At 69.3% G+C, this 20,813-nt stretch carries 22 protein-coding genes; 15 read left to right on the forward strand and 7 right to left on the reverse strand.

The genetic code is table 11. The features are described from left to right. Nucleotides 1–98 precede the first annotated feature (98 nt). The 6 genes from OXQ95_RS12810 to pal are packed head-to-tail and all read left to right on the forward strand — an operon-like array spanning nt 99 to nt 4,721. A complete protein-coding gene (locus OXQ95_RS12810; protein WP_276589068.1) occupies nt 99–560 on the forward strand; it encodes a YbgC/FadM family acyl-CoA thioesterase in 462 nt (153 codons plus the stop codon). After that, nucleotides 557–1,249 (forward strand): protein TolQ, encoded by a 693-nt coding sequence (gene tolQ, locus OXQ95_RS12815; protein WP_242097475.1) that lies wholly within the window; start codon nt 557–559, stop codon nt 1,247–1,249. The genes OXQ95_RS12810 and tolQ overlap by 4 nt, the downstream gene beginning before the upstream one ends. Next, complete coding sequence (gene tolR, locus OXQ95_RS12820; RefSeq protein WP_242097476.1) at nt 1,250–1,687, forward strand: protein TolR; 438 nt, start codon at nt 1,250–1,252, stop codon at nt 1,685–1,687. It abuts the gene before it with no gap. Continuing rightward, the gene (locus OXQ95_RS12825) at nt 1,687–2,751 is read left to right on the forward strand and encodes a cell envelope biogenesis protein TolA (protein ID WP_267381883.1); all 1,065 of its coding nucleotides are present in this window, start codon (nt 1,687–1,689) and stop codon (nt 2,749–2,751) included. Before tolR ends, OXQ95_RS12825 begins: the two co-directional genes overlap by 1 nt. A 12-nt stretch (nt 2,752–2,763) precedes the next feature. Further along, nucleotides 2,764–4,140 carry a Tol-Pal system beta propeller repeat protein TolB gene (tolB, locus tag OXQ95_RS12830; protein WP_267381884.1) on the forward strand — a complete coding sequence of 459 codons (1,377 nt, stop codon included), beginning with the start codon at nt 2,764–2,766 and terminating at the stop codon, nt 4,138–4,140. 50 nt (nt 4,141–4,190) lie between these two features. After that, nucleotides 4,191–4,721 carry a peptidoglycan-associated lipoprotein Pal gene (gene pal, locus OXQ95_RS12835; RefSeq protein ID WP_267381885.1) on the forward strand — a complete coding sequence of 177 codons (531 nt, stop codon included), beginning with the start codon at nt 4,191–4,193 and terminating at the stop codon, nt 4,719–4,721. Nucleotides 4,722–4,755: 34 nt separating this feature from the next. On the opposite strand, the gene OXQ95_RS12840 is transcribed toward pal, so the two are convergent. The 3 genes from OXQ95_RS12840 to OXQ95_RS12850 all read right to left on the reverse strand — a co-directional run bounded on the left by OXQ95_RS12840 (nt 4,756) and on the right by OXQ95_RS12850 (nt 7,312). Beyond that, nucleotides 4,756–5,616, reverse strand: a complete 861-nt coding sequence (locus OXQ95_RS12840; RefSeq protein ID WP_267381886.1) for a S1/P1 nuclease — start codon at nt 5,614–5,616, stop codon at nt 4,756–4,758. Nucleotides 5,617–5,786: 170 nt separating this feature from the next. Beyond that, nucleotides 5,787–6,224: a hypothetical protein gene (locus OXQ95_RS12845; protein ID WP_267381887.1), complete on the reverse strand. Its 438-nt coding sequence runs from the start codon at nt 6,222–6,224 to the stop codon at nt 5,787–5,789. A gap of 155 nt (nt 6,225–6,379) precedes the next feature. Continuing rightward, the gene (locus tag OXQ95_RS12850; RefSeq protein ID WP_267381888.1) at nt 6,380–7,312 is read right to left on the reverse strand and encodes an isoaspartyl peptidase/L-asparaginase; all 933 of its coding nucleotides are present in this window, start codon (nt 7,310–7,312) and stop codon (nt 6,380–6,382) included. 76 nt (nt 7,313–7,388) lie between these two features. Between OXQ95_RS12850 and ispG the strand changes: the two genes are divergently transcribed. From ispG to OXQ95_RS12870, 4 genes are all read left to right on the forward strand, one after another. Beyond that, the gene (ispG, locus tag OXQ95_RS12855) at nt 7,389–8,513 is read left to right on the forward strand and encodes a flavodoxin-dependent (E)-4-hydroxy-3-methylbut-2-enyl-diphosphate synthase (RefSeq protein WP_242097483.1); all 1,125 of its coding nucleotides are present in this window, start codon (nt 7,389–7,391) and stop codon (nt 8,511–8,513) included. A 209-nt stretch (nt 8,514–8,722) separates the two neighbouring features. After that, complete coding sequence (locus tag OXQ95_RS12860) at nt 8,723–9,109, forward strand: type II toxin-antitoxin system VapC family toxin (RefSeq protein ID WP_267381889.1); 387 nt, start codon at nt 8,723–8,725, stop codon at nt 9,107–9,109. Nucleotides 9,110–9,138: 29 nt separating this feature from the next. Continuing rightward, the gene (locus tag OXQ95_RS12865) at nt 9,139–9,999 is read left to right on the forward strand and encodes a DMT family transporter (protein WP_267381906.1); all 861 of its coding nucleotides are present in this window, start codon (nt 9,139–9,141) and stop codon (nt 9,997–9,999) included. Continuing rightward, a complete protein-coding gene (locus OXQ95_RS12870) occupies nt 9,996–10,466 on the forward strand; it encodes a GNAT family N-acetyltransferase (RefSeq protein WP_267381890.1) in 471 nt (156 codons plus the stop codon). The genes OXQ95_RS12865 and OXQ95_RS12870 overlap by 4 nt, the downstream gene beginning before the upstream one ends. A 137-nt stretch (nt 10,467–10,603) precedes the next feature. Here the strand turns inward: OXQ95_RS12870 and ppa are convergent, their stop codons facing one another. The 3 genes from ppa to OXQ95_RS12885 form a co-directional block, all read right to left on the reverse strand. After that, nucleotides 10,604–11,185, reverse strand: coding sequence for an inorganic diphosphatase (ppa, locus tag OXQ95_RS12875; protein ID WP_267381891.1), 582 nt, complete (start codon nt 11,183–11,185; stop codon nt 10,604–10,606). Between the two features lie 70 nt (nt 11,186–11,255). Next, nucleotides 11,256–13,166: a peptidase M61 gene (locus OXQ95_RS12880; RefSeq protein ID WP_267381892.1), complete on the reverse strand. Its 1,911-nt coding sequence runs from the start codon at nt 13,164–13,166 to the stop codon at nt 11,256–11,258. A 65-nt stretch (nt 13,167–13,231) separates the two neighbouring features. Then, nucleotides 13,232–13,888, reverse strand: a complete 657-nt coding sequence (locus tag OXQ95_RS12885) for a DUF1345 domain-containing protein (protein WP_242097489.1) — start codon at nt 13,886–13,888, stop codon at nt 13,232–13,234. Nucleotides 13,889–13,938: 50 nt separating this feature from the next. On the opposite strand from OXQ95_RS12885, the gene hisS reads away from it, so the two are divergent. The 5 genes from hisS to OXQ95_RS12910 all read left to right on the forward strand — a co-directional run bounded on the left by hisS (nt 13,939) and on the right by OXQ95_RS12910 (nt 19,074). Further along, complete coding sequence (gene hisS, locus OXQ95_RS12890; RefSeq protein ID WP_267381893.1) at nt 13,939–15,180, forward strand: histidine--tRNA ligase; 1,242 nt, start codon at nt 13,939–13,941, stop codon at nt 15,178–15,180. A gap of 37 nt (nt 15,181–15,217) precedes the next feature. Beyond that, complete coding sequence (prfA, locus tag OXQ95_RS12895) at nt 15,218–16,291, forward strand: peptide chain release factor 1 (RefSeq protein ID WP_267381894.1); 1,074 nt, start codon at nt 15,218–15,220, stop codon at nt 16,289–16,291. 102 nt (nt 16,292–16,393) lie between these two features. Beyond that, nucleotides 16,394–17,212, forward strand: coding sequence for a peptide chain release factor N(5)-glutamine methyltransferase (gene prmC, locus OXQ95_RS12900; RefSeq protein ID WP_267381895.1), 819 nt, complete (start codon nt 16,394–16,396; stop codon nt 17,210–17,212). Nucleotides 17,213–17,478: 266 nt separating this feature from the next. Next, nucleotides 17,479–18,501: a DUF4167 domain-containing protein gene (locus OXQ95_RS12905; RefSeq protein ID WP_267381896.1), complete on the forward strand. Its 1,023-nt coding sequence runs from the start codon at nt 17,479–17,481 to the stop codon at nt 18,499–18,501. A 144-nt stretch (nt 18,502–18,645) separates the two neighbouring features. Continuing rightward, the gene (locus OXQ95_RS12910) at nt 18,646–19,074 is read left to right on the forward strand and encodes a CBS domain-containing protein (RefSeq protein ID WP_242097494.1); all 429 of its coding nucleotides are present in this window, start codon (nt 18,646–18,648) and stop codon (nt 19,072–19,074) included. 15 nt (nt 19,075–19,089) lie between these two features. Here OXQ95_RS12910 and OXQ95_RS12915 read toward each other — a convergent pair whose 3' ends face one another. Continuing rightward, a complete protein-coding gene (locus OXQ95_RS12915) occupies nt 19,090–20,589 on the reverse strand; it encodes a lipopolysaccharide biosynthesis protein (RefSeq protein WP_267381897.1) in 1,500 nt (499 codons plus the stop codon). Nucleotides 20,590–20,813 lie beyond the last annotated feature (224 nt).

Genomic DNA, 20,813 nt, shown 5'->3' on the forward strand with positions numbered 1-20,813 from the left:
GATGATCTCTTCCGTGTAACCCACAGGTGACATGTAACCCAAAGGTTACGTGTTTCAACGGGGTTCCTTCGGCGCCATGGTTCGGTTAACGCGCTGGCATGAGCGATGCCGGGTTCGACCAGCCGATCGAGGGGCGCTTCGCCGGCGCCGAGCACCGGCTGCCGGTCCGGGTCTATTTCGAGGACACCGATCTGTCGGGCGTCGTCTATCACGCCAATTATCTGCGCTTCATGGAACGCGCGCGCAGTGACATGCTGCGCCTCGCCGGGATCGACCAGCGCACACGGTTCGAGGCGGGCGAGGGCGCCTATGCGGTCGCTAGCCTCGCGATCCGCTATGCGGCGCCGGCGCGGCTCGACGATGCGCTGGTGGTCGTCTCGACGCTCACCGCGGTGCGCGCCGCCAGCGTCGCCATTCACCAGCGGGTCATGCGCGATGCGCTGGTGCTGGCCGAAGCCGATGTGGTGGCGGCGCTCGTCGCCCCCGACGGCCGCCCCAAGCGTCAGCCACGCGCCTGGATCGACATCTACGAACGCCTGATCGCCCAAGGAGCCGCATGACCCCCGCCCTCAATATGGATGCCGCCACGCTGTCGCCGATCGCGCTGTTCCTCGCCGCCGACTGGGTGGTGAAGGGCGTGATGCTCGGCCTGTTGCTGGCCAGCATATGGACCTGGGCGATCATCGTCGCTTCCTGGATGCGGCTGGGGCGCACGCGCAAGCGCATGGCGCGGTTCGAGCGCGATTTCTGGAAGGCGGAGGATATCGACGCCTTCTACAAGGCCGAGGGCGAGAACGACCTGCCTTCGGCGCGGGTGTTCGCCGCCGGCGTTGGCGAATGGCGCCGGTCCACCGCCAGCGGCGCGATCGACAAGGGCGGCACGCGCGAGCGGCTGGCCATGACGATGGGCGCCACGGTGGCGAGCGAGGTCGACAAGCTGTCCGACCGGCTGAACGTCCTGGCGACGATCGGCTCGGTCGCGCCGTTCGTCGGGCTGTTCGGCACGGTATGGGGGATCATGCGCAGCTTCACCGGCATCGCGGCGGCGCAGAACACCTCGCTCGCGGTGGTCGCGCCGGGCATCGCGGAGGCGCTGTTCGCCACCGCGATCGGGCTCTTCGCCGCCATCCCCGCGGTGATCGCGTACAACCGCTTCTCGCACCGGATCAACCGGATCGAGGCGGGGCTGAACCGCTTCGCCGACGGCTTCCACACCACGCTTTCCCGGCAACTGGACGGCGCGCGCTAGATGGCGATGAACCTTCCCTCGCAGCGCGGCCGCGGGCGGCGCGCGCCGATGGCGGACATCAACGTGACGCCGCTGGTGGACGTGATGCTGGTGCTGCTCATCATCTTCATGGTGACCGCGCCGCTGCTGACCGCCGGCGTACCCGTGAACCTGCCCGATGCGCGCGCCAAGCCGCTCGATCAGGATCAGAAGCCGGTCGAGATCTCGCTCGATGCGCAGGGCCGCGTGTTCGTCGACAAGGACGCGGTGAGCGAGGCGGCGCTGCCCGCCCGGCTGGAGCGGATCGCGGGGACGCGCGCGGTGGGCCAGCCGCCGCAGATCCTGCTGCGCGCCGACAAGGCGCTCGATTACGGGCGGGTGATGCGCGTGATGGGCGAGCTCAGCCGCGCCGGGCTGACGCATGTCGCGCTCGTCACGGTGGAGGCCGGGGAGCGCTGATGGCACGGGCCGAGCGGATCGGTCTGGCGGCGGCGCTGATCGGCCATGCGTTGCTGTTCGGCGCGCTGTCGCTCGGCTGGGCGAACGCGCCCGAGCCGGTGAAGCCGTCGCAGCAGCCGATCGACGTCAGTCTGGTGAAGGACGTGGCGCTCGTGGCGACCGCGCCCTCCGTGGCGCCGCCCGCCCCCTCCGTCGCGCCCGAACAGGGGGCGCCCGAGGACGCCGCGCCCCCGCCCGAGGAGAGCGAGCCCGAACCGGCACCGCCCAAGCCCGCGCCGCCGAAACCGGCCCCGCCGAAGCCCGCGCCACCCAAGCCCGCGCCGCCAAAGCCTGCGCCCGAAAAGCCGAGCCCGCCCAAACCCAAGCTGGAGCCCGCCCCGGTGCCCCGGCACGAAACGCCCAAGCCCAAGGCGGAGCCGGTCAAGGAAAAACCGGCCAAGCCCGCGCCCAAGGCCGAGGCGAAGCCTGCGCCCAAGGCGGACGCGAAGCCGGCCCCTGCCAGATCCGCGCCTGCCAAATCGGCGAAGTCCGACGCTGCGCCGGCCAAGACCGCCGCCAAGGCGCCCGCCACGCCCGCCAAGGCGAAGCCGGTGGCGACCACCGGCAAGGGCAAGGACGCGACCGCCAAGGCCACGCGCCCGCACGGCTCGCGCCTCGGCGACGATTTCCTGAAGGGGCTCGCCGACGCCCCGGCCAAGCCCGCCCCCGCGGCGGCGGCGCCGGCGGCCAAGGTGGGCGCCCAGCAGATGGCCGATATTGGCTCCGCCATATCGCGGCAGGTGCAGCCCTGCGCGAACCGGCAGGTTCAGCCCGGCCCCGGCGCCGAACGCATCCGCGTGATAATCAACCTGCGGCTCAATCGCGATGGCTCGCTCGCCGCTCGGCCGCGGATCACGGGGCATGACGGTGTGGACGACGAGAACCAGCGCTATCTCGCGCGCGTCGACGATCTGGCAATCGCGACCTTCACGGGCTGCGCGCCGCTTCGGGGCCTGCCCGATTCGTTGTACGACGTTCAGAATGGCTGGAGCAACTTCACCATGCGCTACAAGCTTCCCGGCTGAGGATGTGAACCGATGACCCGCCCCTTCCTCGCTCTCGCGCCGCTCGCGCTGCTCTTCGCCGCGCCCGCGTCCGCGCAGGACGCACCCGCCCCGGCCCAGGCGCGCGTCGCCGCCCAGTCCGCACCGGCGCAGGGCGGCCTCGTCGTGGACGTCACCGGCGGCATCTCCGCGCCGATGCCGATCGCGATCCCCGTGATGCCGACGGCGGCCGTGGTCGATACGCCCGCCGGCAGCACCGACGCGCTCGGGCGGCAGCTGGCCGGCATCGTCGCCAACGATCTGCGCAATTCGGGGCTCTTCACCCCTCAGGCCAATCCGCACGCGATCGCTTTTCCCGAGGTGACCGCGCCCGTGTTCGACAGCTGGAGCGCCACCGGCGCGCAGGCGCTGGTGCAGGGCTTCGTCCGCGCGAACGGCGACGGCACGCTCACGGTCGGCTGCTATCTCTACGACGTGTCCGCGCGCACCGAGCTGACGCGCGCGGGCTATGTGGTGCCGCCCGCGGAATGGCGCCGCGCGGGGCACAAATGCGCCGACATGGTGTATGCGCGGCTGACCGGCGAGAGCGCCTATTTCGACAGCCGCATCGTCTATGTGTCGGAAACCGGGCCCAAGGGCCACCGCATCAAGCGGCTGGCGATCATGGACCAGGACGGTGCGAACCACCGTTTCCTGACGAACGGCCAGGCGATCGTGCTGACGCCGCGCTTCGCGCCCAACCAGCAGTCGATCGTGTTCATGAGCTATGAGGGCGATCGCCCGGCGATCTATGTCTATGATCTGGGCTCGGGCCGGCCGCGACGGGTGGTGGCGAACGCCAGCCTCACCTTCGCGCCGCGCTTCTCGCCCGACGGCCGCTACATCCTGTTCTCGATGGCGAACAGCGGCAGCACCAACATCTACCGCGTGCCCGCCGGCGGCGGCAGCCCGCAGCGGCTGACCCGCTCGCCCGGCATCGATACCGGCGGCAGCTATTCGCCCGATGGTTCGAAGATCGTGTTCGAAAGCGACCGTTCGGGCGGGCAGCAGCTCTACGTCATGAACGCCGACGGCTCCGACCAGCACCGGATCAGCTTCGGCGGCGGCCGTTATGCGACCCCGGTGTGGAGCCCGCGCGGCGACCTGATCGCGTTCACCAAATTGGGCGGATCGTTCCGCATCGGCATCATGAGCCCGTCGGGCGGCGGCGAGAAGCTGCTGACCGATGGCGCGCAGGACGAGGGGCCGAGCTGGTCGCCCAACGGCCGCGTCATCACCTTCTTCCGTTCGGGCGGCGGCGGCGCGGGCAAGGCGGACCTCTGGTCGGTCGACCTGACCGGCGTCAACGAACGCAAGATCCCGACCCCGCTCGACGGATCCGATCCGGCATGGGGTCCGCTCAGGCCCTGACGCTGCTACGGCGGGGCGGGGGCCGATTTTTCACCACGGAGAATGAGACCATGGCCAAACTCAACCCGGCGCTCGTCGCCGCCATCGCGATGCTCGCGGTGGCGGGCTGCGCGAAGAAGCGCCCCGCCACGCTGCCGCCCGCGCCGCTGAGCGACCAGGGGTCTGCCCAGGCGGCCACGCCCTATGATCGCGGGCAGGGCACGGGCGGCGCGATCGTCCCCGGCTCCGACGCCGATTTCCGCCGTTCGGTGACCAGCAACACGGTGAACTTCGCGGTCGACATGTCCGACGTCGATTCGCAGGCGCGCGTGATCCTCGACAACCAGGCCGAATGGCTGGCGCGCTATCCCAATGTCCGCATCACGGTGGAGGGGCATTGCGACGAGCGCGGCACGCGCGAATATAATCTCGCGCTCGGCGACCGGCGCGCGAACGCCGCCAAGAACTATCTCGCGGCCAAGGGCGTCTCGCCCGCGCGCATCTCGACGATCAGCTACGGCAAGGAACGCCCGATCGCGCTTGGATCGGACGAGGCGAGCTGGGCGCAGAACCGCCGCGCCGTCACCATCGTGGTGAACTGAGCCGAGGCCCATCCCCCTCCCGGCGGGAGGGGGCTTATCCCAGCGCCCGGTCGAGCAGCTTGGCCAGCCGGATCCCGCCGCGCTTCACCTCGAGGCGCGACACCGGCACCAGCCGCGCGATCGTGGCGTCGTCCAGATGCACGCGCGCCGGCACCGCAGCGCATGCATCGCCGCCGAGCGCGCTCGCATAGACCTGGTCGTGCGCGACCTGCCAGCTCTCGCGGCTCCAGTCGCCCACGCCGCCCGCGCCGATCCGCGCGCGCTCGGCGGCGGGATAGCGGCGCACCAGCGAGGGTCCGGTGGTGATCGCGCGCTCGGGCAGCGGCCCGTCCCAGACCGAATGGAGGTTGAAGCGCGGCGGCGCATAGATGCCGTAATCCGCCTTCACGTCGTTGCCGCCCTTGTCGCCTCGGTCACCCGCATGGAGCGGCTGGTGGAGGTCCCCGACGAAGTGGATCAGGAAGACGAGCGCCTGCACGCGATCCTTCGCGGGCGCGGCCTTGTCGCGCAGCGTCGCCACGTCGCGGTCGATCTGCGCCGAGACGCAATTGCCGTCCTTGCAACTGGGGGTGAGGTCGAACGGCGCGCACACATCGGCATCCTGGAAATGCCAGTTATAGGCATAGCCGAAGCGTGATTTGCCGTCCGCATCCTTCAGCGGCTTGACGCAATCCGCCCAGACGCTCGCCTCCTCGATCGTGCGCGCGGGGCAGGTCGGCGTGTCGAGCAGCGCCTGCTTTGCCAACAACCGTTTCACCGCCACCCGCGTGTGCGGCGCCACATTGGCCATCGCGATTTCGGCGATGGTCTGATGGCCGAACTCCCAATAGGCGGACGCGGGTGTGGCGAACGCGAGCGCGGCGAGGCCGGCGACGAGGATGCGGGCATGGATCATCCCGGCGCCTTACCGCGCGGACGCAGGCTTTCCAACGGGTTGCGGGCGGTTGGGAGGCGATCGGGTGCTTGCGGAGGTGCTGTTGGTGGCGAGCGTTTACGTCATGATCGGTCATACTGGTTGCGCGTCGGCTTGCCCGCAATCTACCGATTGTTCAGCTGCTGGTGCGCTTAAGAGACGGAGAGCATGCGGATCTCACCCTCGCGCCGCCATCCCTTTGATGTGCGAATATAGCGAGCCTCTAATTCTCCGCCGCAGAGGCCAGTGCACGAATAGGCGAAATGAACGACGGCGCTTTGAGCGTCGCTACCAATCTGTGGAACTCCGACAGAATAGATGAAGGCTTCTCGGACATGTTGGCCGGGAATAGGCGCGTGCACCGCTGCTCGCGATCGCGCATCGTCGTCTGCAATGGGATAGCCTTTGGGGATTTCGCCTTTGAGCCTAGGGCAAATCGTCAGCAGATCAGGGCGACTTGTGTCGGGAGCGACGTAGTAGGAATCAAATCCTTTGTTGCCGTTGACGCTTGGCAGATCGCGCAGGGCGATTCTTCCAATTTCGCAGACGACTGTTAGCTCTGCCGAGCTTGGAGAGGCGGCTGTCATCATGAGGCCGACTACTAAAGCAATCATCTGCTGTCTCCCGGCTATATCGTTGAGGCAAATGCACGGCGGCAATCGTAGCCCGTCAACGTCTGCCTTGATCGAACCTCGCCTACAAGCAGCCCTTCCGCTCCCCACCACTCTGGCTCCACCTCAGGGCTTCAGGCGATCCTCTCATCCCCATAGATCGCCACCACCGCCTCACCGCCCGCCGAGCGCATCCCGCGATTCATCCCTGGCGTGACGAAAGCCCAGTGCGCCGGCCCCGCACCGCCGACGACGATCGCGCCGCCGGTGCCGCCGAGCGACTCGACCTCCGCGAGCACGGCGCGCGTCGCTTCCGCCGCATCCTGCCCGGCCAGGCGGACGCGGGCGTCGATCTCGTGGCCGACGCCCACCCGCAGGAACGATTCGCCCGAGCCGGTGCACGACACCGCGACCGAGCGATCGTCCGCCCAGGTGCCCGCGCCGATGATCGGCGAATCGCCGATCCGGCCCCAGCGCTTGCCGGTCACGCCGCCGGTGGAGGTCGCCGCCGCCAGATGCCCCGCCCCGTCGCGCGCGACCGCGCCGACGGTGCCGTATTTCATGCCCGCGTCGAAACCGTCGCCGCCATCCGCCATCAGTTCGGCATATTGTCGGCGGCGCTCGTCCGTCTCGAACCAGCCGGGCGCGGCGCGCTCCAGCCCCTGCGAATCGCCGAAGGAATCGGCGGCGGGGCCGGCGAGCAGCACGTGGCGGCCCTCCGCCATCACGCGCCGGGCCAGCGCTACCGGGCTGCGCGTGGCGGTGACGCCCGCCACCGCGCCGGCGCCGCGCGTGCGGCCGTCCATGATCGCGGCGTCGAGTTCGATCCCGCCGTCATGCGTGAACACCGCCCCGCGGCCGGCGTTGAAATGCGGATCGTCCTCCAGCACGCGCACCGCCGCTTCGACCGCGTCCAGCGCGGTGCGGCCGGTATCGAGCACCGCCGCGCCCGCGGCGAGCGCCGCGGTCAGCCCGGCGCGCGCGCCGGCTTCCTGTTCGGGGGTGAGCGTGCTTGGCGTCAGGCGGCCCGCCCCGCCGTGCACCGCGATCGTCCATGGGTTCGTCATGGCACGCCGCATAGCCCGATCGCGCGCGCATCGCCACGGGCTTCCGGTCGGACGCGCGACGCGGTATATGGGCCCCATGTCCATTCGTCCCTGGCGCGACATCGTCCGCCGCAAGAGCCGCCAGATCATGGTCGGGAACGTCCCCGTCGGCGGCGACGCGCCCGTCACCGTGCAGACGATGACCAACACGCCGACCAGCGATCCCGTCGCCACGATCAACCAGATCCGGCGCTGCGAGGAGGCGGGTGCCGACATCATCCGGGTGAGCTGCCCCGATGTGGAGAGCACCGCCGCGCTGAAGCAGATCGTGCGCGCCGCGCGCGTGCCGATCGTGGCGGACATCCATTTCCATTATCGCCGCGCGTTGGAGGCGGCGGATGCGGGGGCGGCGTGCCTGCGGATCAACCCCGGCAACATCGGCTCGGCCGCGCGCGTCAAGGAAGTCGTGGATGCGGCCAAGGCGAATGGCTGCGCGATCCGGATCGGCGTGAACGGCGGCAGCCTGGAGCGGCATCTGCTCGAGAAATATGGCGAGCCGTGCCCCGATGCGCTGGTCGAGAGCGCGCTCGATCACATCAAATTGCTGCAGGATCACGACTTCCACGAGTTCAAGGTGGCGGTGAAGGCGTCCGACCTGTTCCTCGCGGTGGCGGCGTATCAGCAGCTCGCCGAGCAGGTCGATTGCCCGCTGCACCTGGGCATCACCGAAGCGGGCGGGTTCGTCGGCGGCACGGTGAAGTCGGCGATCGGGATGGGCAGCCTGCTCTGGTACGGCATCGGCGACACCATCCGCGTGTCGCTCTCGGCCGAGCCCGAGGAGGAGATCCGCGTCGGCTTCGAGATCCTGAAGGCGCTCGGCATCCGCAACCGCGGCGTGCGCGTGGTGTCGTGCCCGAGTTGCGCGCGTCAGGGCTTCGACGTGATCCGCACCGTGCAGGCGCTGGAGGAGCGGTTGCAGCATATCCGCACGCCGATGTCGCTGTCGGTGCTCGGCTGCGTGGTGAACGGGCCCGGCGAGGCGCGCGAAACCGATATCGGCATCACCGGCGGCGGCAATGGCCGCCACATGGTGTATCTGTCGGGCGTGACCGACCATCATGTGCAGGACGAAGGCATGATCGAGCACATCGTCCGCCTGGTGGAGGCCAAGGCGGCCGAGATCGACGCGGTCGACCAGGCGGTGCCGGTGGCGGCGGAATAGCTCCGGGCGGAGCGTTTCGGGGACGAGCGATATGACCTATCATGCCAAGGCGATCGCCGGCGGCAAGATCGTCTGCCCTCCGAGCTGCTCCGTCCATCCGGACGTTCGAGCAGGCGTTGCGGGAGAGCCAGCGGCGCGCGTGCGGTCTTCGGCGCGGATTATACGGTCGATCAGTTCATCGCGGAAAAGCGCGCCGATTGGGGAGAGGCGTGAGCGATATCATCGATGCGGCTGCGCTGATGGCGTTGCTGCTCGATGAACCCGGCGCGGATAGGGTGGCGTCGATCCTTCGCGGCGGCGTGATGTCGACGGTGAACATCTCGGAATGTTGTTCGCGCGCCGTGGAGCGTGGTGCGACCGCCGACGCGGTGCTCGCGATGATCGCGGGCTACGATCTCGAGATCGTCGATTGCGGCCTCGAACAGGCAACCGAAGCGGCGCGCCTGCGCGAACCGACGCGCGCGGCGGGCGCGTCGCTGGGCGATCGGATGTGTCTGGCGCTGGCCAAGCTGCGCGGAGGCACGATCTATACCGCGGACCGTCGGATGGGCGCGCTCGACGGCAAGCTCGGCACCGCCATCCGCCTGATCCGGTGAGCGGCCGCCGCCATTCCGTCCCCGCCGTCATGGCGGCGGCCGTCGGGATCGCGATCTATTCGGGCATGGATGCGATCATGAAGGGGCTGTCGATCCAGAGCGGCGCGTACAGCGCGGTGCTGTGGCGCTCGGTCGCGGGGATGGTGATCGCGGGATCGGTGTTCGTCGCGCGCCAGCGGCCCTGGCCGGCGGGGCCGGCGCTGCGGTTGCACGGCGCGCGCGGGCTGGCGTCGGGGCTGTCAGTGCTGTTCTTCTTCTGGGGCCTGGCGCGGGTGCCGATGGCGCAGAGCGTGGCGCTCACCTTTCTGGCGCCGCTGATCGCGCTTTACCTGGCCGCGGCGCTGCTCGGCGAGACAGTGCGGCGCAGCGCCGTCGCGGGGTCGCTGGTCGCGGCATTGGGCGTGCTTGCGATCGCGGGCGGCGCGGTGCAGGCGCGTGCCTCGACCGGGTCGGTGCTGGGCATGATCGCGATCGTCGTCGCGTCGATCCTCTATGCGTACAGCCTGATCCTGCTGCGGCGGCAGGCGCAGCTCGCCGATCCGCTGGAGGTGACGCTGTTCACCAGCGTGGCGACCACCGCGCTGCTGCTGCTGGGCAGCGCGTGGTTCGCCGCGATGCCCGCCTGGCCGCAGACGCCGGCGATCCTCGCGGCGGCGTTCCTCGGCACGATCTCGTCGCTGCTGATGGCCTGGGCCTATGCGCGCGGCGAGACGCAGCGGCTGGCGCCGATCGAATATAGCGCCTTTCTGTGGGCGGCGGTCCTCGGCTGGCGCGTCTTCGGCGAGCGCGTATCGCCCTGGACGATGGCGGGCGCCGTGCTCATCGTCGCGGGATGTGCCATCGCGGTGCGGCGGCCGATCCCGGCCGCGCAGACAGAGGCTTCCGCATGATCCGCAATGCCGTTCCCGACGACGTGCCCACCATCCTGCGCTTCGTGCGCGAACTCGCGGTGTTCGAACGCGAGCCCGATGCGGTGGAGGCGACGGAGGCGATGCTGGCCGACGCGCTGTTCGGGCCCGTGCCCGCCGCGGAAGCGGTGATCGCGGAAATGGACGGCGATCCGGTGGGCTTTGCGCTCTTCTTCCACAATTTCTCGACGTGGAAGGGACGGCGCGGCCTGTATCTGGAGGATCTCTACGTCACGCCCGCGGCGCGGGGGCGGGGCGTGGGCGAAGCGCTGCTGCGGCATCTGGCGGCGACTGCGGTGGCGCGGGGTTGCGCGCGATTCGAATGGTCGGTGCTGGACTGGAACGAGGCCGCGGTGCGCTTCTACCGCAAGCTGGGTGCGGTGGGGCAGGCGGAATGGACCGTGCAGCGCGTGGACGGCGACGCGCTGCTGGCCCTGGCCCGCGGGTAGCGCAGGGTGAGGCTGGTTTGATCCAGCCTCCCACCCCGTTCGTGCCGAGTTTGTCGAAGCGCCCCTTGCTGGACCCGCCCTTCGACAAGCTCATGGCGAACGGGGCAAAATAACGCCATCAAACGCAGCGGGCGGGATCAGGCCCGCCCGGCGACCTCGTCGGCATCGGCGGGCTCTTCGCCCTTGGCCTTTTCCGCATCGTAGCGCGCGATCGCCTCGATCGTGATCTGCTTGGCCTCTTCGGCATCGCCCCATTTGCCGACGCGGACCCACTTCTTCTTTTCCAGATCCTTATAGTGGGTGAAGAAATGCTCGATTTGCTCGAACACGATCTCGGGCACGTCGCCGCGGCCGCCGACGTTCGAATAATAGGGGAAGACCGAGTCGACGGGTACGCAGACGAGCTTCTCGTCGCCGCCGGCCTCGTCCTCGAGGTTCAGCACCGCGATCGGGCGGGCGCGGACGACGCAGCCCGGGATGAAGGGCGAACGCGAGATCACCAGCGCGTCGAGCGGATCGCCGTCGGGCGACAGCGTGTGCGGCACGAAGCCGTAATTGGCGGGATAGCGCATCGGCGTGTGCAGGATGCGATCGACGAACAGCGCGCCCGACGCCTTGTCGAATTCATACTTCACCGGCTCGCCGCCGGTCGGCACCTCGATGATGACGTTCAGGTCTTCCGGCGGGTTCTTGCCCGTCGGGATCAGGTCGATACGCATGGCAAATCCTTTGCAAGCAGACGGGATGGCCGCGCTTTCGGCGCGGCCCCGTGAAAAAGCAACATGGATGTCAGCGCGGCGCCAGCAGCCGGTCGAGCCCGGTCTCGCCCGTGCTGGTCTTCACCAGATGCGGATAACGCGGGCCGCCATGATAGTCGATCGCCACGGTGCGCACGCGGTCGTCGGCCTTGATCGTCAGGCGGATCGGCTCCTTGCTGCCCTTGGCCGCCACGATCGCATCGCGCAGCCGATCGGGCGAGAAGGCGCCGTCGCCCACCGCCAGGATCGTACCGCCGGTGTCGAGCCCTGCCTTGAACGCGGGGCTGGCCCAGATCACGCTCGTCAGATTGCCGTCCTTGTCCGCCGCGAGCCCAGCCGAATCGAGCGCGTCGATCCCGCCGCGTTCCGCCTTCTTGGTCGCGGGCGAAGGCTCGGGCGTGTAGCCGAGCGTATAGCCGTTGGCGGCGAAGCCGGCGGTGGGGGCGGGCTTGCCCGTCTCGGTCAGGCGCTGGCGGAGAAAGCCCGCCCAATCATAGGGCTGCACGCCGTTCAGCGTCGCGACCACGTCGTCGAAATTATAGGTCAGCTCGCCCCAGTCGCCGTCGCGCACGCCGAAAAAGGCGCGGGCGAAATCGTCGATCGACTTGGTGCCGCCCGACATGGCGCGGAGCATGGAATCGACCTCCATCCACACCATCGCGCCCTCGACATAATAATCCTCCGATCGCTGATAGCTGACCCAGCCCTTGGGCCGGCGCTGCGAGATGATCGGATCGTTGGTCGTGTCGATCAGCGGCCGCCACTGGCGCGCGGGCGCGCGGTCGTAGCTGGCGATCGCCTGCGCCAGCATGTCGAGCATCTCCTCCTTGGTGGCGAGGCCCGATCGCGCCTGGAGCACATAGCCCCAGAACTGCGTCTGCCCCTCATATACCCACAGCAGCGAATCGCGCATCGGCACGTCGAAATTGGGCGTCCACAGATCCGCGCCGCGGCGGAACTTGCCGTCCCAGCTATGCGTGTATTCGTGCGGCAGCAGGTTGCGCGCGGCGACATTGTCCTTCCACTCGGTGAAGAAGCCTGCCTTCGTCCCGTCTTCCGAACTGCGATGATGTTCGAGGCCGATGCCGCCGATCCGGTCAGAGATCGAGAAGAGGAAGTGGTAATTGTCGTAATGCTGCGCGCCGAACAGCTTCACCGCCTGATCGACCAGCCGTTTGTGCGCATCGATCTGCTCGGGCGTGGCGACCAGCTGGCCGGGACTGTCGGCGAAGGTGTCGAGCGTGACGCGCGGCGAGAGCGCGAACGCCTTGTAATAGCGCCCGGCCAGCGTCGGCGAATCGACGAGGATCTCGTAGTTCGTCGTCTGATAGGCATAGTTGGACCCGGTGTTGCGCGAGGGCAGGCCCGCCGCCGCGGTAAAGCCCGCCGGATACTTCACGGTGGCGGTGATCGGGATCTGGCGGGTGAAATAGCCCGCCGGATAGAGGCTCACCGAATTCCACTGCACGCGCAGGATATCGGGCGTCATGACGATCGGACCCTGGTCAGGCTTGGTCGCCGACAGGAACTGAAGGTCGATGTCGAGCCGTTTCGCGCCCTGCGGCACGTCGATATGGAAGGCGAAGACGTCGACCGGATCGCGCGTCCAGGCCAGTTCCCGGCCGCCGCTGCGGACGTGCAGCCCCGCCAGCTTGTCGATCTGGCCCGAGGGCGAATGGTTGCCCGGCAGCCATTTGGGATAGAGCAGCACCATCGGCCCGGCCTTCGCCACCGGGATCGTCTCGTGTGCGCTGATGATGCCCTGATCGGTGTTGGTGGCATCCACGTCCAGCGTCAGCGTGCCGGGATAGGGCACGTCCTGCGGCGCGGGGATGGTGTCGGCATAGGGCACGGGCTGCGGCGCGCTGTTGCCCGCGGGCACCTGTGCCGCGGCGATGGCGGAGGAGGCGAGCAAGGCGGCAAGCGTCAGCGTTCGGATCATGGACGGCCCTCGAATTCGGATGAAGGCGGTGGTGTAACCGTGCGAAAGGTCAGCCGTCCAGTCCCTTAGCTGCCGCCGCCCAGCACGTTGATGGTGAAGGCCAGCACCCCCAGATTGAAGACGAACGCGGCGAGGCACTGGCCGATCACGATGCGGCGCATCCGTTCGGACGAGATCTCGACGTCCGACGTCTGGAACGTCATGCCGAGCGTGAAGCTGAAATAGACGAAGTCCCAATAGGTCGGCTCCTTCGTCTTCGGGAATTCCAGCCCGCCATCGTCGCCGCCATCGTCGCCGTCGTCATTGTAGAACAGGTGCGCGTAATGCAGCGCGTAGAGGATGTTGGAGAACAGCCACGCGATCACCAGTGTGGCGAGCACCAGGACCAGCGCGAGCGCGTCGTTCTTGCCCTTAAGTTCGCCATGCACCGCGACGAGGATGACGATCAGCGTCACGAAGCTGAAGCCCAGCAGTACCGCGCGGTTGGCGTCGTTCGCGCGGGTGGCGGCGCGGATGCCCTCGGGCGTGGCGCCGTGCAGCAGCGGCCAGCACGACAGCAGGAACACGAAGCCCGCCACGTCGAACGCCGCCATCGTCGCCCGCCCCCATTGGAGCAGCGGCACCCCGATCGCGAGCCCGATCGCGAACAGCAGGACGAACAGGATGAAGCGCGGCGGTGCCACGCGATTGCCAAGGCCCCACCAGGGTTCGTTTTTCGCCATGGGGAGAGTGCTAGCGCTTGCGCGTCGCCTCGCCTAGATACCCGCGCCACATGGCACGGATCGAGACCCCCCGGCGCGTGCGCGGCACGCAGGACATCTTCGGCGAGGAGCAGCGCCGTTTCGCGCATGTGCTCGCCACGTTCGAGCGCGTGCGGACGCTCTATTGCTTCCAGCGCGTCGACCTGCCGGTGTTCGAGGATACGCAGGTGTTCGCGCGCAGCATCGGCGAGACCACCGATGTGGTGTCGAAGGAGATGTACAGCTTCCCCGATCGCGGCGGCGACATGCTGACGCTGCGCCCCGAATTCACCGCGGGGATCGCGCGTGCCTATCTGACGGAAGGATGGCAGCAATATGCGCCGCTGAAGCTTTCGACCAGCGGTGCGGTGTTCCGCTACGAACGTCCGCAGAAAGGGCGGTATCGCCAGTTCCACCAGATCGATGCCGAGGTGATCGGCGCCGCCGAGCCCGCCGCGGACGTGGAATTGCTGGTGATGGCGGACCAGCTGCTGCGCGAACTCGGCATCGCGGGCGTGACCTTGCAGCTCAACACGCTGGGCGATGCGGAAACGCGCGAAGCGTGGCGCGCGGCGCTGGTCGCGCATTTCGAGGCGCACCGGGATGCGTTGTCGGAGGACAGCCTGACGCGGCTTGCGAAGAACCCGATGCGCATCCTCGATTCCAAGGATCCGCGCGACCGGCCGATCGCCGATGCCGCGCCCGATATCGACGCCTATCTGACGCCTGAGGCACGTGGCTTCTTCGATGCGGTGACGACGGGTCTCGATGCGGCGGGCGTCGCCTGGGAACGCAACGCTCGGCTGGTGCGCGGCCTCGATTATTACCGCCACACCGCGTTCGAGTTCGTCACCGATCGGCTGGGCGCGCAGGGGACCGTGCTGGCAGGCGGGCGCTATGACGGGCTGATCGGGAGCCTGGGGGGCCCCGAGACGCCGGGCGTGGGCTGGGCGGCGGGCGTCGAGCGGCTGGCGATGCTGGTGGCGGAGCCGAACCAGCCATCGATCGATGCGGTGTTCGTGCCGATGGGGCCGGCGGCGGAACGCCATGCGACCGGTCTGGTGGCCGATCTGCGGCGGGCCGGCCTGTCGATCGAGATGGCCTATAAAGGCAATATGAAGCGCCGCCTTGCCAAGGCCGATGCGCTCGGCGCGCGGTTCGCGGTGATCGTCGGGGACGACGAGATCGCCAAGGGTGCCGCGGCGGTGAAGACGCTCGGCGCCGGCACGCAGGCCGAGGTGGCGTTCGGCGATCTGGCGGAGGCGCTGCGTTGAGGCGCGCCCGTTCCGCGCCGAAGGGTAGGGGCATCGCATGACCACCATCTCCCCCGACCGGATCCGCCAGATCGAGGCGCGGCGCGACGAGTTGCAGGCGCTGATGGCGACGGGCGATCTCGCGGGCGACCGGTTCGTGCAGGTGTCGAAGGAATATGCCGAGCTGGAGCCGGTCGCGCAGGCGGCGAGCGAGGTACGGCGATTGCGCGCCGAGGCCGAGAGCCTCGCCTATATGGCGCAGGACGCCGATGACGAGCTGCGCGCGATGGCCGCCGAGGAGCTGCACGAGAATCGGGAAGCGCTGGACACTGCCGATCGCCGCCTCGCGCTCGCGCTGCTGCCGCGCGATGCCGCCGACGAGCGTTCGGCGATGCTCGAGGTGCGCGCGGGCACCGGCGGCGACGAAGCGGCGCTGTTCGCGGGCGACCTGTTCCGCATGTACCAGCGTTACGCCGAATCGCGGGGCTGGCGCGTCGAGCTGATCTCCGCCTCCGCCTCCGATGCGGGCGGCTTCAAGGAAGCGGTGGCGAGCGTGACCGGACAGGGGGTGTTCGCGCGGCTGAAGTTCGAATCCGGCGTCCACCGCGTCCAGCGCGTCCCCGCGACCGAGGCGGGGGGGCGGATCCACACCTCGGCGGCGACGGTGGCCGTGCTGCCCGAGGCGGAAGAGGTGGATGTGAAGATCGACGACAAGGATCTGCGCATCGACATCTATCGTTCCTCGGGTCCGGGCGGCCAATCGGTCAACACCACCGATTCGGCGGTGCGCATCGTTCATATCCCGACCGGCCTGACGGTGATCCAGCAGGACGAGAAATCGCAGCACAAGAACAAGGCCAAGGCGCTGAAGGTGCTGCGCACGCGCCTCTACGAGCTGGAACGCGAGCGGCTTCATGCCGATCGGGCGGGCGCGCGCAAGGCGATGGTGGGCTCCGGCGACCGGTCGGAGCGGATCCGCACCTATAATTTCCCGCAAGGGCGCGTGACCGATCACCGGATCAACCTGACGCTCCACCGCCTGCCGGAGATCATGGCGGGAGAGATGGACGAGCTGGTGGGCGCGCTGATCGCCGAGGACGAAGCGGAGCGGCTGGCGCAACTGGATGCGTAGGGCGGCCGGCCGCACCTTGCGGCTAGACTCGCACAGGCGCGGTTGGCGGGGCCCGCCCCGACCGACGACGCGGCATTGTTGCGTCGCGGCCCGACTCCGGCGATGACCGGCGCGTCCTCCACCGCGCGCCACGCGATCGCGGCGGCGGCGGCGCGCTTCGCCTTTTCCGCCACGCCGCGCCTCGATGCCGAATTGCTGATGGCGCACGCGATGGGGATCGCGCGCGACGCGCTGCTGCTGGGGCGGCTCGACGATCGCGCACCCGCGGGCTTCGCCGCGCTGGTCGAACGCCGGGTGGCGCACGAGCCGATCGCCTATATCCTCGGCACGCGCGGCTTCTGGACGATCGATCTCGCGGTCGGCCCCGGCGTGCTGGTGCCACGCGCGGACAGCGAGGTGCTGATCGAGGCGGCGCAGCGCCATTTCGCCGGCCGCGCGCCGCGCAGCGTGCTCGATCTCGGCACCGGGCCCGGCACGCTGCTGCTCGCCGCGCTCGATCTGTGGCCGGTGCGCGGGTTGGGGGTGGATCGGTCGGCCCAAGCGCTCGGCTATGCGCGCGCCAATGCCGCGGCGCTCGGCGCGGATGCGCGGTTCGTGCAGGGCGACTGGGCCGCGGCGATCGCGGGTCCGTTCGATCTGGTGCTCGCCAACCCGCCTTATATCGGCACCGCGGAGGCGCTGCCGGAGGAGGTTCGCGGCCACGAACCGGGGTTGGCGCTCTTCGCCGGCGCCGATGGGCTCGACGCCTATCGCACGATCGCGCCGCAACTCCCCCGGCTGATCGCGCCCGGCGGCGTCGCGATCCTGGAAATCGGGGCGACTCAGACGGATGCGGTATCCGCGCTCGTCGCCGCGCAGGATCTGACGCCGGTGCTGGTGCACGATTATGCCGGGCTTCCCCGCGCGCTGGTCTGTACGTGAATTAACGCGAACCGTGACGATATTTCACTTGTCGGGCCTGCCCTCGTGCCGCTATTGGGGGGTGAGGGGCTCGCGACATCGGCACATGTGGTTGATTTCGGGCGCCGTCCTTCACCCTTCGTCATGACGCTGCCTCATCCGGCGGCCGTGGCAGGCCCGACGTGCCGCAGACCCCGGCACCGAGGCCGGGAACGCGCATCGCCCGAACGGATCGGGCCCAGGACGGGTTCGCGCCGCATACGGGTCGGAAACTTGAGGACACAAGCTTGATCAACAACAGGCAAGCCGGCCGCCGTCGCGGTCGCGGGGGCAATAACGGTGCGGGTGGCGGTGGCGGCGGGGGCAACCCGCGTCAGGGCGGCAATCCCGGTCGCGGCGACGGCGGCAACCGGATCGACAGCCGGGCGCGCGGCAACGCGGCGCAATTGCTCGAAAAGTACAAGAATCTCGCCCGCGACGCGCAGCTTTCGGGCGACCGGGTCAATATCGAATATTACCTCCAGTTTGCGGACCATTATTTCCGCGTGCTGAGCGAGCAGCGCAGCCGCTTCGAGGAAAGCCAGCCGCGCCGCCAGCAGAACGAAGCGTTCGACGATGGCTATGACGGCGAGGGCGAGGACGAGTTCGGCCAGGAAGGCGAGCCGATCCGCGCGGGCGAACAGAGCGCCATGCGCGACGGCAACCGCCAGGACGGTGGACGCAACGACAGCCAGCGCGGCGATGGCCAGCGCAGTGACGGTCAGCGCGGCGACAATCCGCGCAACGACGGCCAGCGCAACGACGGGCAGCGCTACGAAGCCCGCGGCGACGGCAACCGCCAGGACGGCCAATCGCGCGGCGACGGCCAGCGCCAGGGCGAACAGTCGCAGCGCAACGCCGATCGCCCGGCGCGCAACCAGGCCGAGGGCGACCGGCGCCCCCGCGACGGCGACCAGCCGCAGACCGAACGCCGCCCGCGCCGCGACCGGTTCGAGCAGACCGAGACCCAGCCGCGCGAGGGCACCCCGTCGCAGGACGTGCAGGATGCGCCCTCGCCCACCTTCGTGACGGCCGCGCCGGTCGAAGCGTCGCCGCCGGCCTCTGAGCCGCAGGCCGAGGCGCCGCGCCGGCGGGGTCGTCCCCGCCGCGAGGTCGCGCCGGTCGAGGAGGCTGCGACGTTCGAGGCGGATCGCCTGCCGCCGTCGCTTGGGATCTCCGCGGTCGCCAACGACACCGACACGCCCGAGGCGGAAGCGCCCAAGCCGCGCCGTCGCCGCACCCCGCGCGTGGAGGCGTCCGCCGCGGAATGATCGCGGCCCCCGCGTGATGTGCAGAGGACCGGTGCCGCACCCGCGGCGCCGGTCCTTCTCGTTTCGGCGTCGGCGCTAGGCGCGCGCGGCAAAACATGCTTCACTCCGGCGAGGCGGGGAACACGCTGAGGAGGAGAGGCGAAGATGACGATCGCGGCGATCCTGAAATCCGATGTGCATGACGTGGTGACGCTGAGCCCGGATGCGCGCGTCCACGAGGCGGTGGCGCTGCTCGCCGAACGCCGGATCGGCGCGGTGCCGGTGATGCGGGGCGACCAGGTCGTCGGCATCTTCTCCGAACGCGACGTGATCCACGGGCTGCAGGCGGAGGGCGGCGCGGCGCTCGACCGCCGGGTGGCCGACATGATGACCGCGCCGGCCGTCACCGTCGCGCCGTCCGAGCCCGTCATCGGCGCGCTGTCGCTGATGACGCGCCGCCGCATCCGCCATCTGCCCGTGGTCGAGAAGGGCGCGCTGGTCGGCTTCGTTTCGATCGGCGACCTCGTCAAATACCGGATCGACCGGATCGAGGCGGACGCCGCGGCGATGCGCGACTATATCCAGTCGGCCTGATGCCCGCGTCCGGGTTCAGGCGGCTGGGTGAGCGGGCGGTGCGCGGCGGACCATGGCGATCAATGCCAGCAGCGTGGGCCGCGCGAAGAGCATCAGCCACGCGCCATAGGCCACCAGCCCCGTGCCCGCGAGCACGCCAAGCCGGGCGGCCGGCACCATCGCGGGCAGCACGCGGTCGACCAGAGACACGATCAGCGCCATGCCCGTCGACGCGAGCAGCGGTGGCAGGATCGCGCGCGCCACGTCGCGCGCGCGCGCGCCGATCACCGGCAGCGCGCGGTGCGCGCTGATGCCGAGATAGAGGGGATAGGCGACGATCCACGCGGTCGCCATCCCGGTCGGCCCGCCGCGAACGCCGATCAGGAACGCGATCGTCAGGATCGCCGCGCCCCAAGCGCCGTTGCCGACACCCACGCCCGGCCGGCCGCGCGCATCGCAGGCCGGGGTGAACAGCACCAGCAACGTCATGAACGGCATGGCGAGCGCGAGCAGCCGCACCACGGGCGCAACGGCCGCCCATTTGGGCCCCAGCACGGTCAGCACCAGCGGCTCGGCGGTGACGAACAGCCCGAGATAGAAGGGCAGCGCCGCGATCATCACGATCCCCACCGCACGGACGAACGCGCGCGCCACGGCGCCATCGTCTTCGGCCTCGTGGCGCATCCGCGCATAGGCGGAGAACGCGACCTCGTTGAGCGGCGGCACGAATTTGGACACGAAGATCTGCGCGAGAAACAGGGCGGTCGTGTAGATGCCGAGCGTCGCCGGCGCGAAGCGGCGTCCGGCAATGAACACATCGGCCTGGCTCTGCGCGAACCAGAAGAGCTGCCCCGCCGCGACCACGCCGCCATAGCGCGCGAGGCTGCCCGCGCCGCGAAAGTCGAAGCTCGGCCAGATCAGCGCGCGCGCGCTCCAGGTGAGCATCGCCGCGCGCACGGTGAACAGCGTCAACGGCGCGAGCACCAGCGTCCATACCCCGAGCCCCGCCGATGCGCCCCCCAACGCCGCGGTGGCGCTGGCGATCGAGGCGGCGATGTTGGCGCGCGCCTGGTGGCGAAAGTCCATCCGGCGGGACAGCAATGCCAGGGGAAGCGCGATGAACGGCGTCGTCAGATAGACGAGCGCTTGCACGCGCAGCAGCACGGTCACCTCGGGCTGGCGGTAATAGGCGGCGGCGAGCGGGGCGAGCGCCACCTGAGCGAGCGCGAGCCCGCCGTTCAGGACGATCAGCATCCCGAAGAGCTGGCGGATCTGACGCTCGGTCACCTCGGCCTGCTGCACCAGCCCGCTCGCCAGCCCATAGCCGTTCAGCATGTTGAGCAGCGCGAGCACCACCTGGGTCATCGCGACGAGGCCGTAATCGGCAGGCCCGAGAATGCGGATGACGAGGAAGGTGGCGGCCCATTGCACCGTCTGGGCGAGAATCTGGCTGCCCGATCGCCAGATCACCGCGCGGCGGATGCGCGATGCCAACGATTCGGTGGTGGGATCCGGGGAAAGGGCGGTCATCTCCATCGCTCTACCCCATGCACCGAGCGCCTTCACAAGCGGTAAACCCAAGCGATTCCGCAGGATTGCCACGGATCTGCAAGAAATCTGCAAAAAAGCGTTTGACGGTTCTCCAAGGTCCCCTTAGAGGAGTTCTCACAGCGACGGCGGGCCACACGGAACGCCAACGCGGTCACGAAAATCTGGCGCTGGAAACGCTCTCAGAAAAGAGGGTAGGTTCAAGCGTCCGT

Source organism: Sphingomonas sp. GC_Shp_6, assembly GCF_026540835.1.
In the GTDB taxonomy this organism is placed as follows: domain Bacteria; phylum Pseudomonadota; class Alphaproteobacteria; order Sphingomonadales; family Sphingomonadaceae; genus Sphingomonas.

What these genes read in the sequence shown, in the direction of transcription:
- OXQ95_RS12810 (WP_276589068.1), top strand. Translation starts at nt 99, where the DNA reads ATGAGCGATGCCGGGTTCGACCAGCCGATCGAGGGGCGCTTCGCCGGC.
- tolQ (WP_242097475.1), top strand. Translation starts at nt 557, where the DNA reads ATGACCCCCGCCCTCAATATGGATGCCGCCACGCTGTCGCCGATCGCG.
- tolR (WP_242097476.1), top strand. Translation starts at nt 1,250, where the DNA reads ATGGCGATGAACCTTCCCTCGCAGCGCGGCCGCGGGCGGCGCGCGCCG.
- OXQ95_RS12825 (WP_267381883.1), top strand. Translation starts at nt 1,687, where the DNA reads ATGGCACGGGCCGAGCGGATCGGTCTGGCGGCGGCGCTGATCGGCCAT.
- tolB (WP_267381884.1), top strand. Translation starts at nt 2,764, where the DNA reads ATGACCCGCCCCTTCCTCGCTCTCGCGCCGCTCGCGCTGCTCTTCGCC.
- pal (WP_267381885.1), top strand. Translation starts at nt 4,191, where the DNA reads ATGGCCAAACTCAACCCGGCGCTCGTCGCCGCCATCGCGATGCTCGCG.
- OXQ95_RS12840 (WP_267381886.1), bottom strand. Translation starts at nt 5,616, where the DNA reads ATGATCCATGCCCGCATCCTCGTCGCCGGCCTCGCCGCGCTCGCGTTC.
- OXQ95_RS12845 (WP_267381887.1), bottom strand. Translation starts at nt 6,224, where the DNA reads ATGATGACAGCCGCCTCTCCAAGCTCGGCAGAGCTAACAGTCGTCTGC.
- OXQ95_RS12850 (WP_267381888.1), bottom strand. Translation starts at nt 7,312, where the DNA reads ATGACGAACCCATGGACGATCGCGGTGCACGGCGGGGCGGGCCGCCTG.
- ispG (WP_242097483.1), top strand. Translation starts at nt 7,389, where the DNA reads ATGTCCATTCGTCCCTGGCGCGACATCGTCCGCCGCAAGAGCCGCCAG.
- OXQ95_RS12865 (WP_267381906.1), top strand. Translation starts at nt 9,139, where the DNA reads ATGGCGGCGGCCGTCGGGATCGCGATCTATTCGGGCATGGATGCGATC.
- OXQ95_RS12870 (WP_267381890.1), top strand. Translation starts at nt 9,996, where the DNA reads ATGATCCGCAATGCCGTTCCCGACGACGTGCCCACCATCCTGCGCTTC.
- ppa (WP_267381891.1), bottom strand. Translation starts at nt 11,185, where the DNA reads ATGCGTATCGACCTGATCCCGACGGGCAAGAACCCGCCGGAAGACCTG.
- OXQ95_RS12880 (WP_267381892.1), bottom strand. Translation starts at nt 13,166, where the DNA reads ATGATCCGAACGCTGACGCTTGCCGCCTTGCTCGCCTCCTCCGCCATC.
- OXQ95_RS12885 (WP_242097489.1), bottom strand. Translation starts at nt 13,888, where the DNA reads ATGGCGAAAAACGAACCCTGGTGGGGCCTTGGCAATCGCGTGGCACCG.
- hisS (WP_267381893.1), top strand. Translation starts at nt 13,939, where the DNA reads ATGGCACGGATCGAGACCCCCCGGCGCGTGCGCGGCACGCAGGACATC.
- prfA (WP_267381894.1), top strand. Translation starts at nt 15,218, where the DNA reads ATGACCACCATCTCCCCCGACCGGATCCGCCAGATCGAGGCGCGGCGC.
- prmC (WP_267381895.1), top strand. Translation starts at nt 16,394, where the DNA reads ATGACCGGCGCGTCCTCCACCGCGCGCCACGCGATCGCGGCGGCGGCG.
- OXQ95_RS12910 (WP_242097494.1), top strand. Translation starts at nt 18,646, where the DNA reads ATGACGATCGCGGCGATCCTGAAATCCGATGTGCATGACGTGGTGACG.
- OXQ95_RS12915 (WP_267381897.1), bottom strand. Translation starts at nt 20,589, where the DNA reads ATGGAGATGACCGCCCTTTCCCCGGATCCCACCACCGAATCGTTGGCA.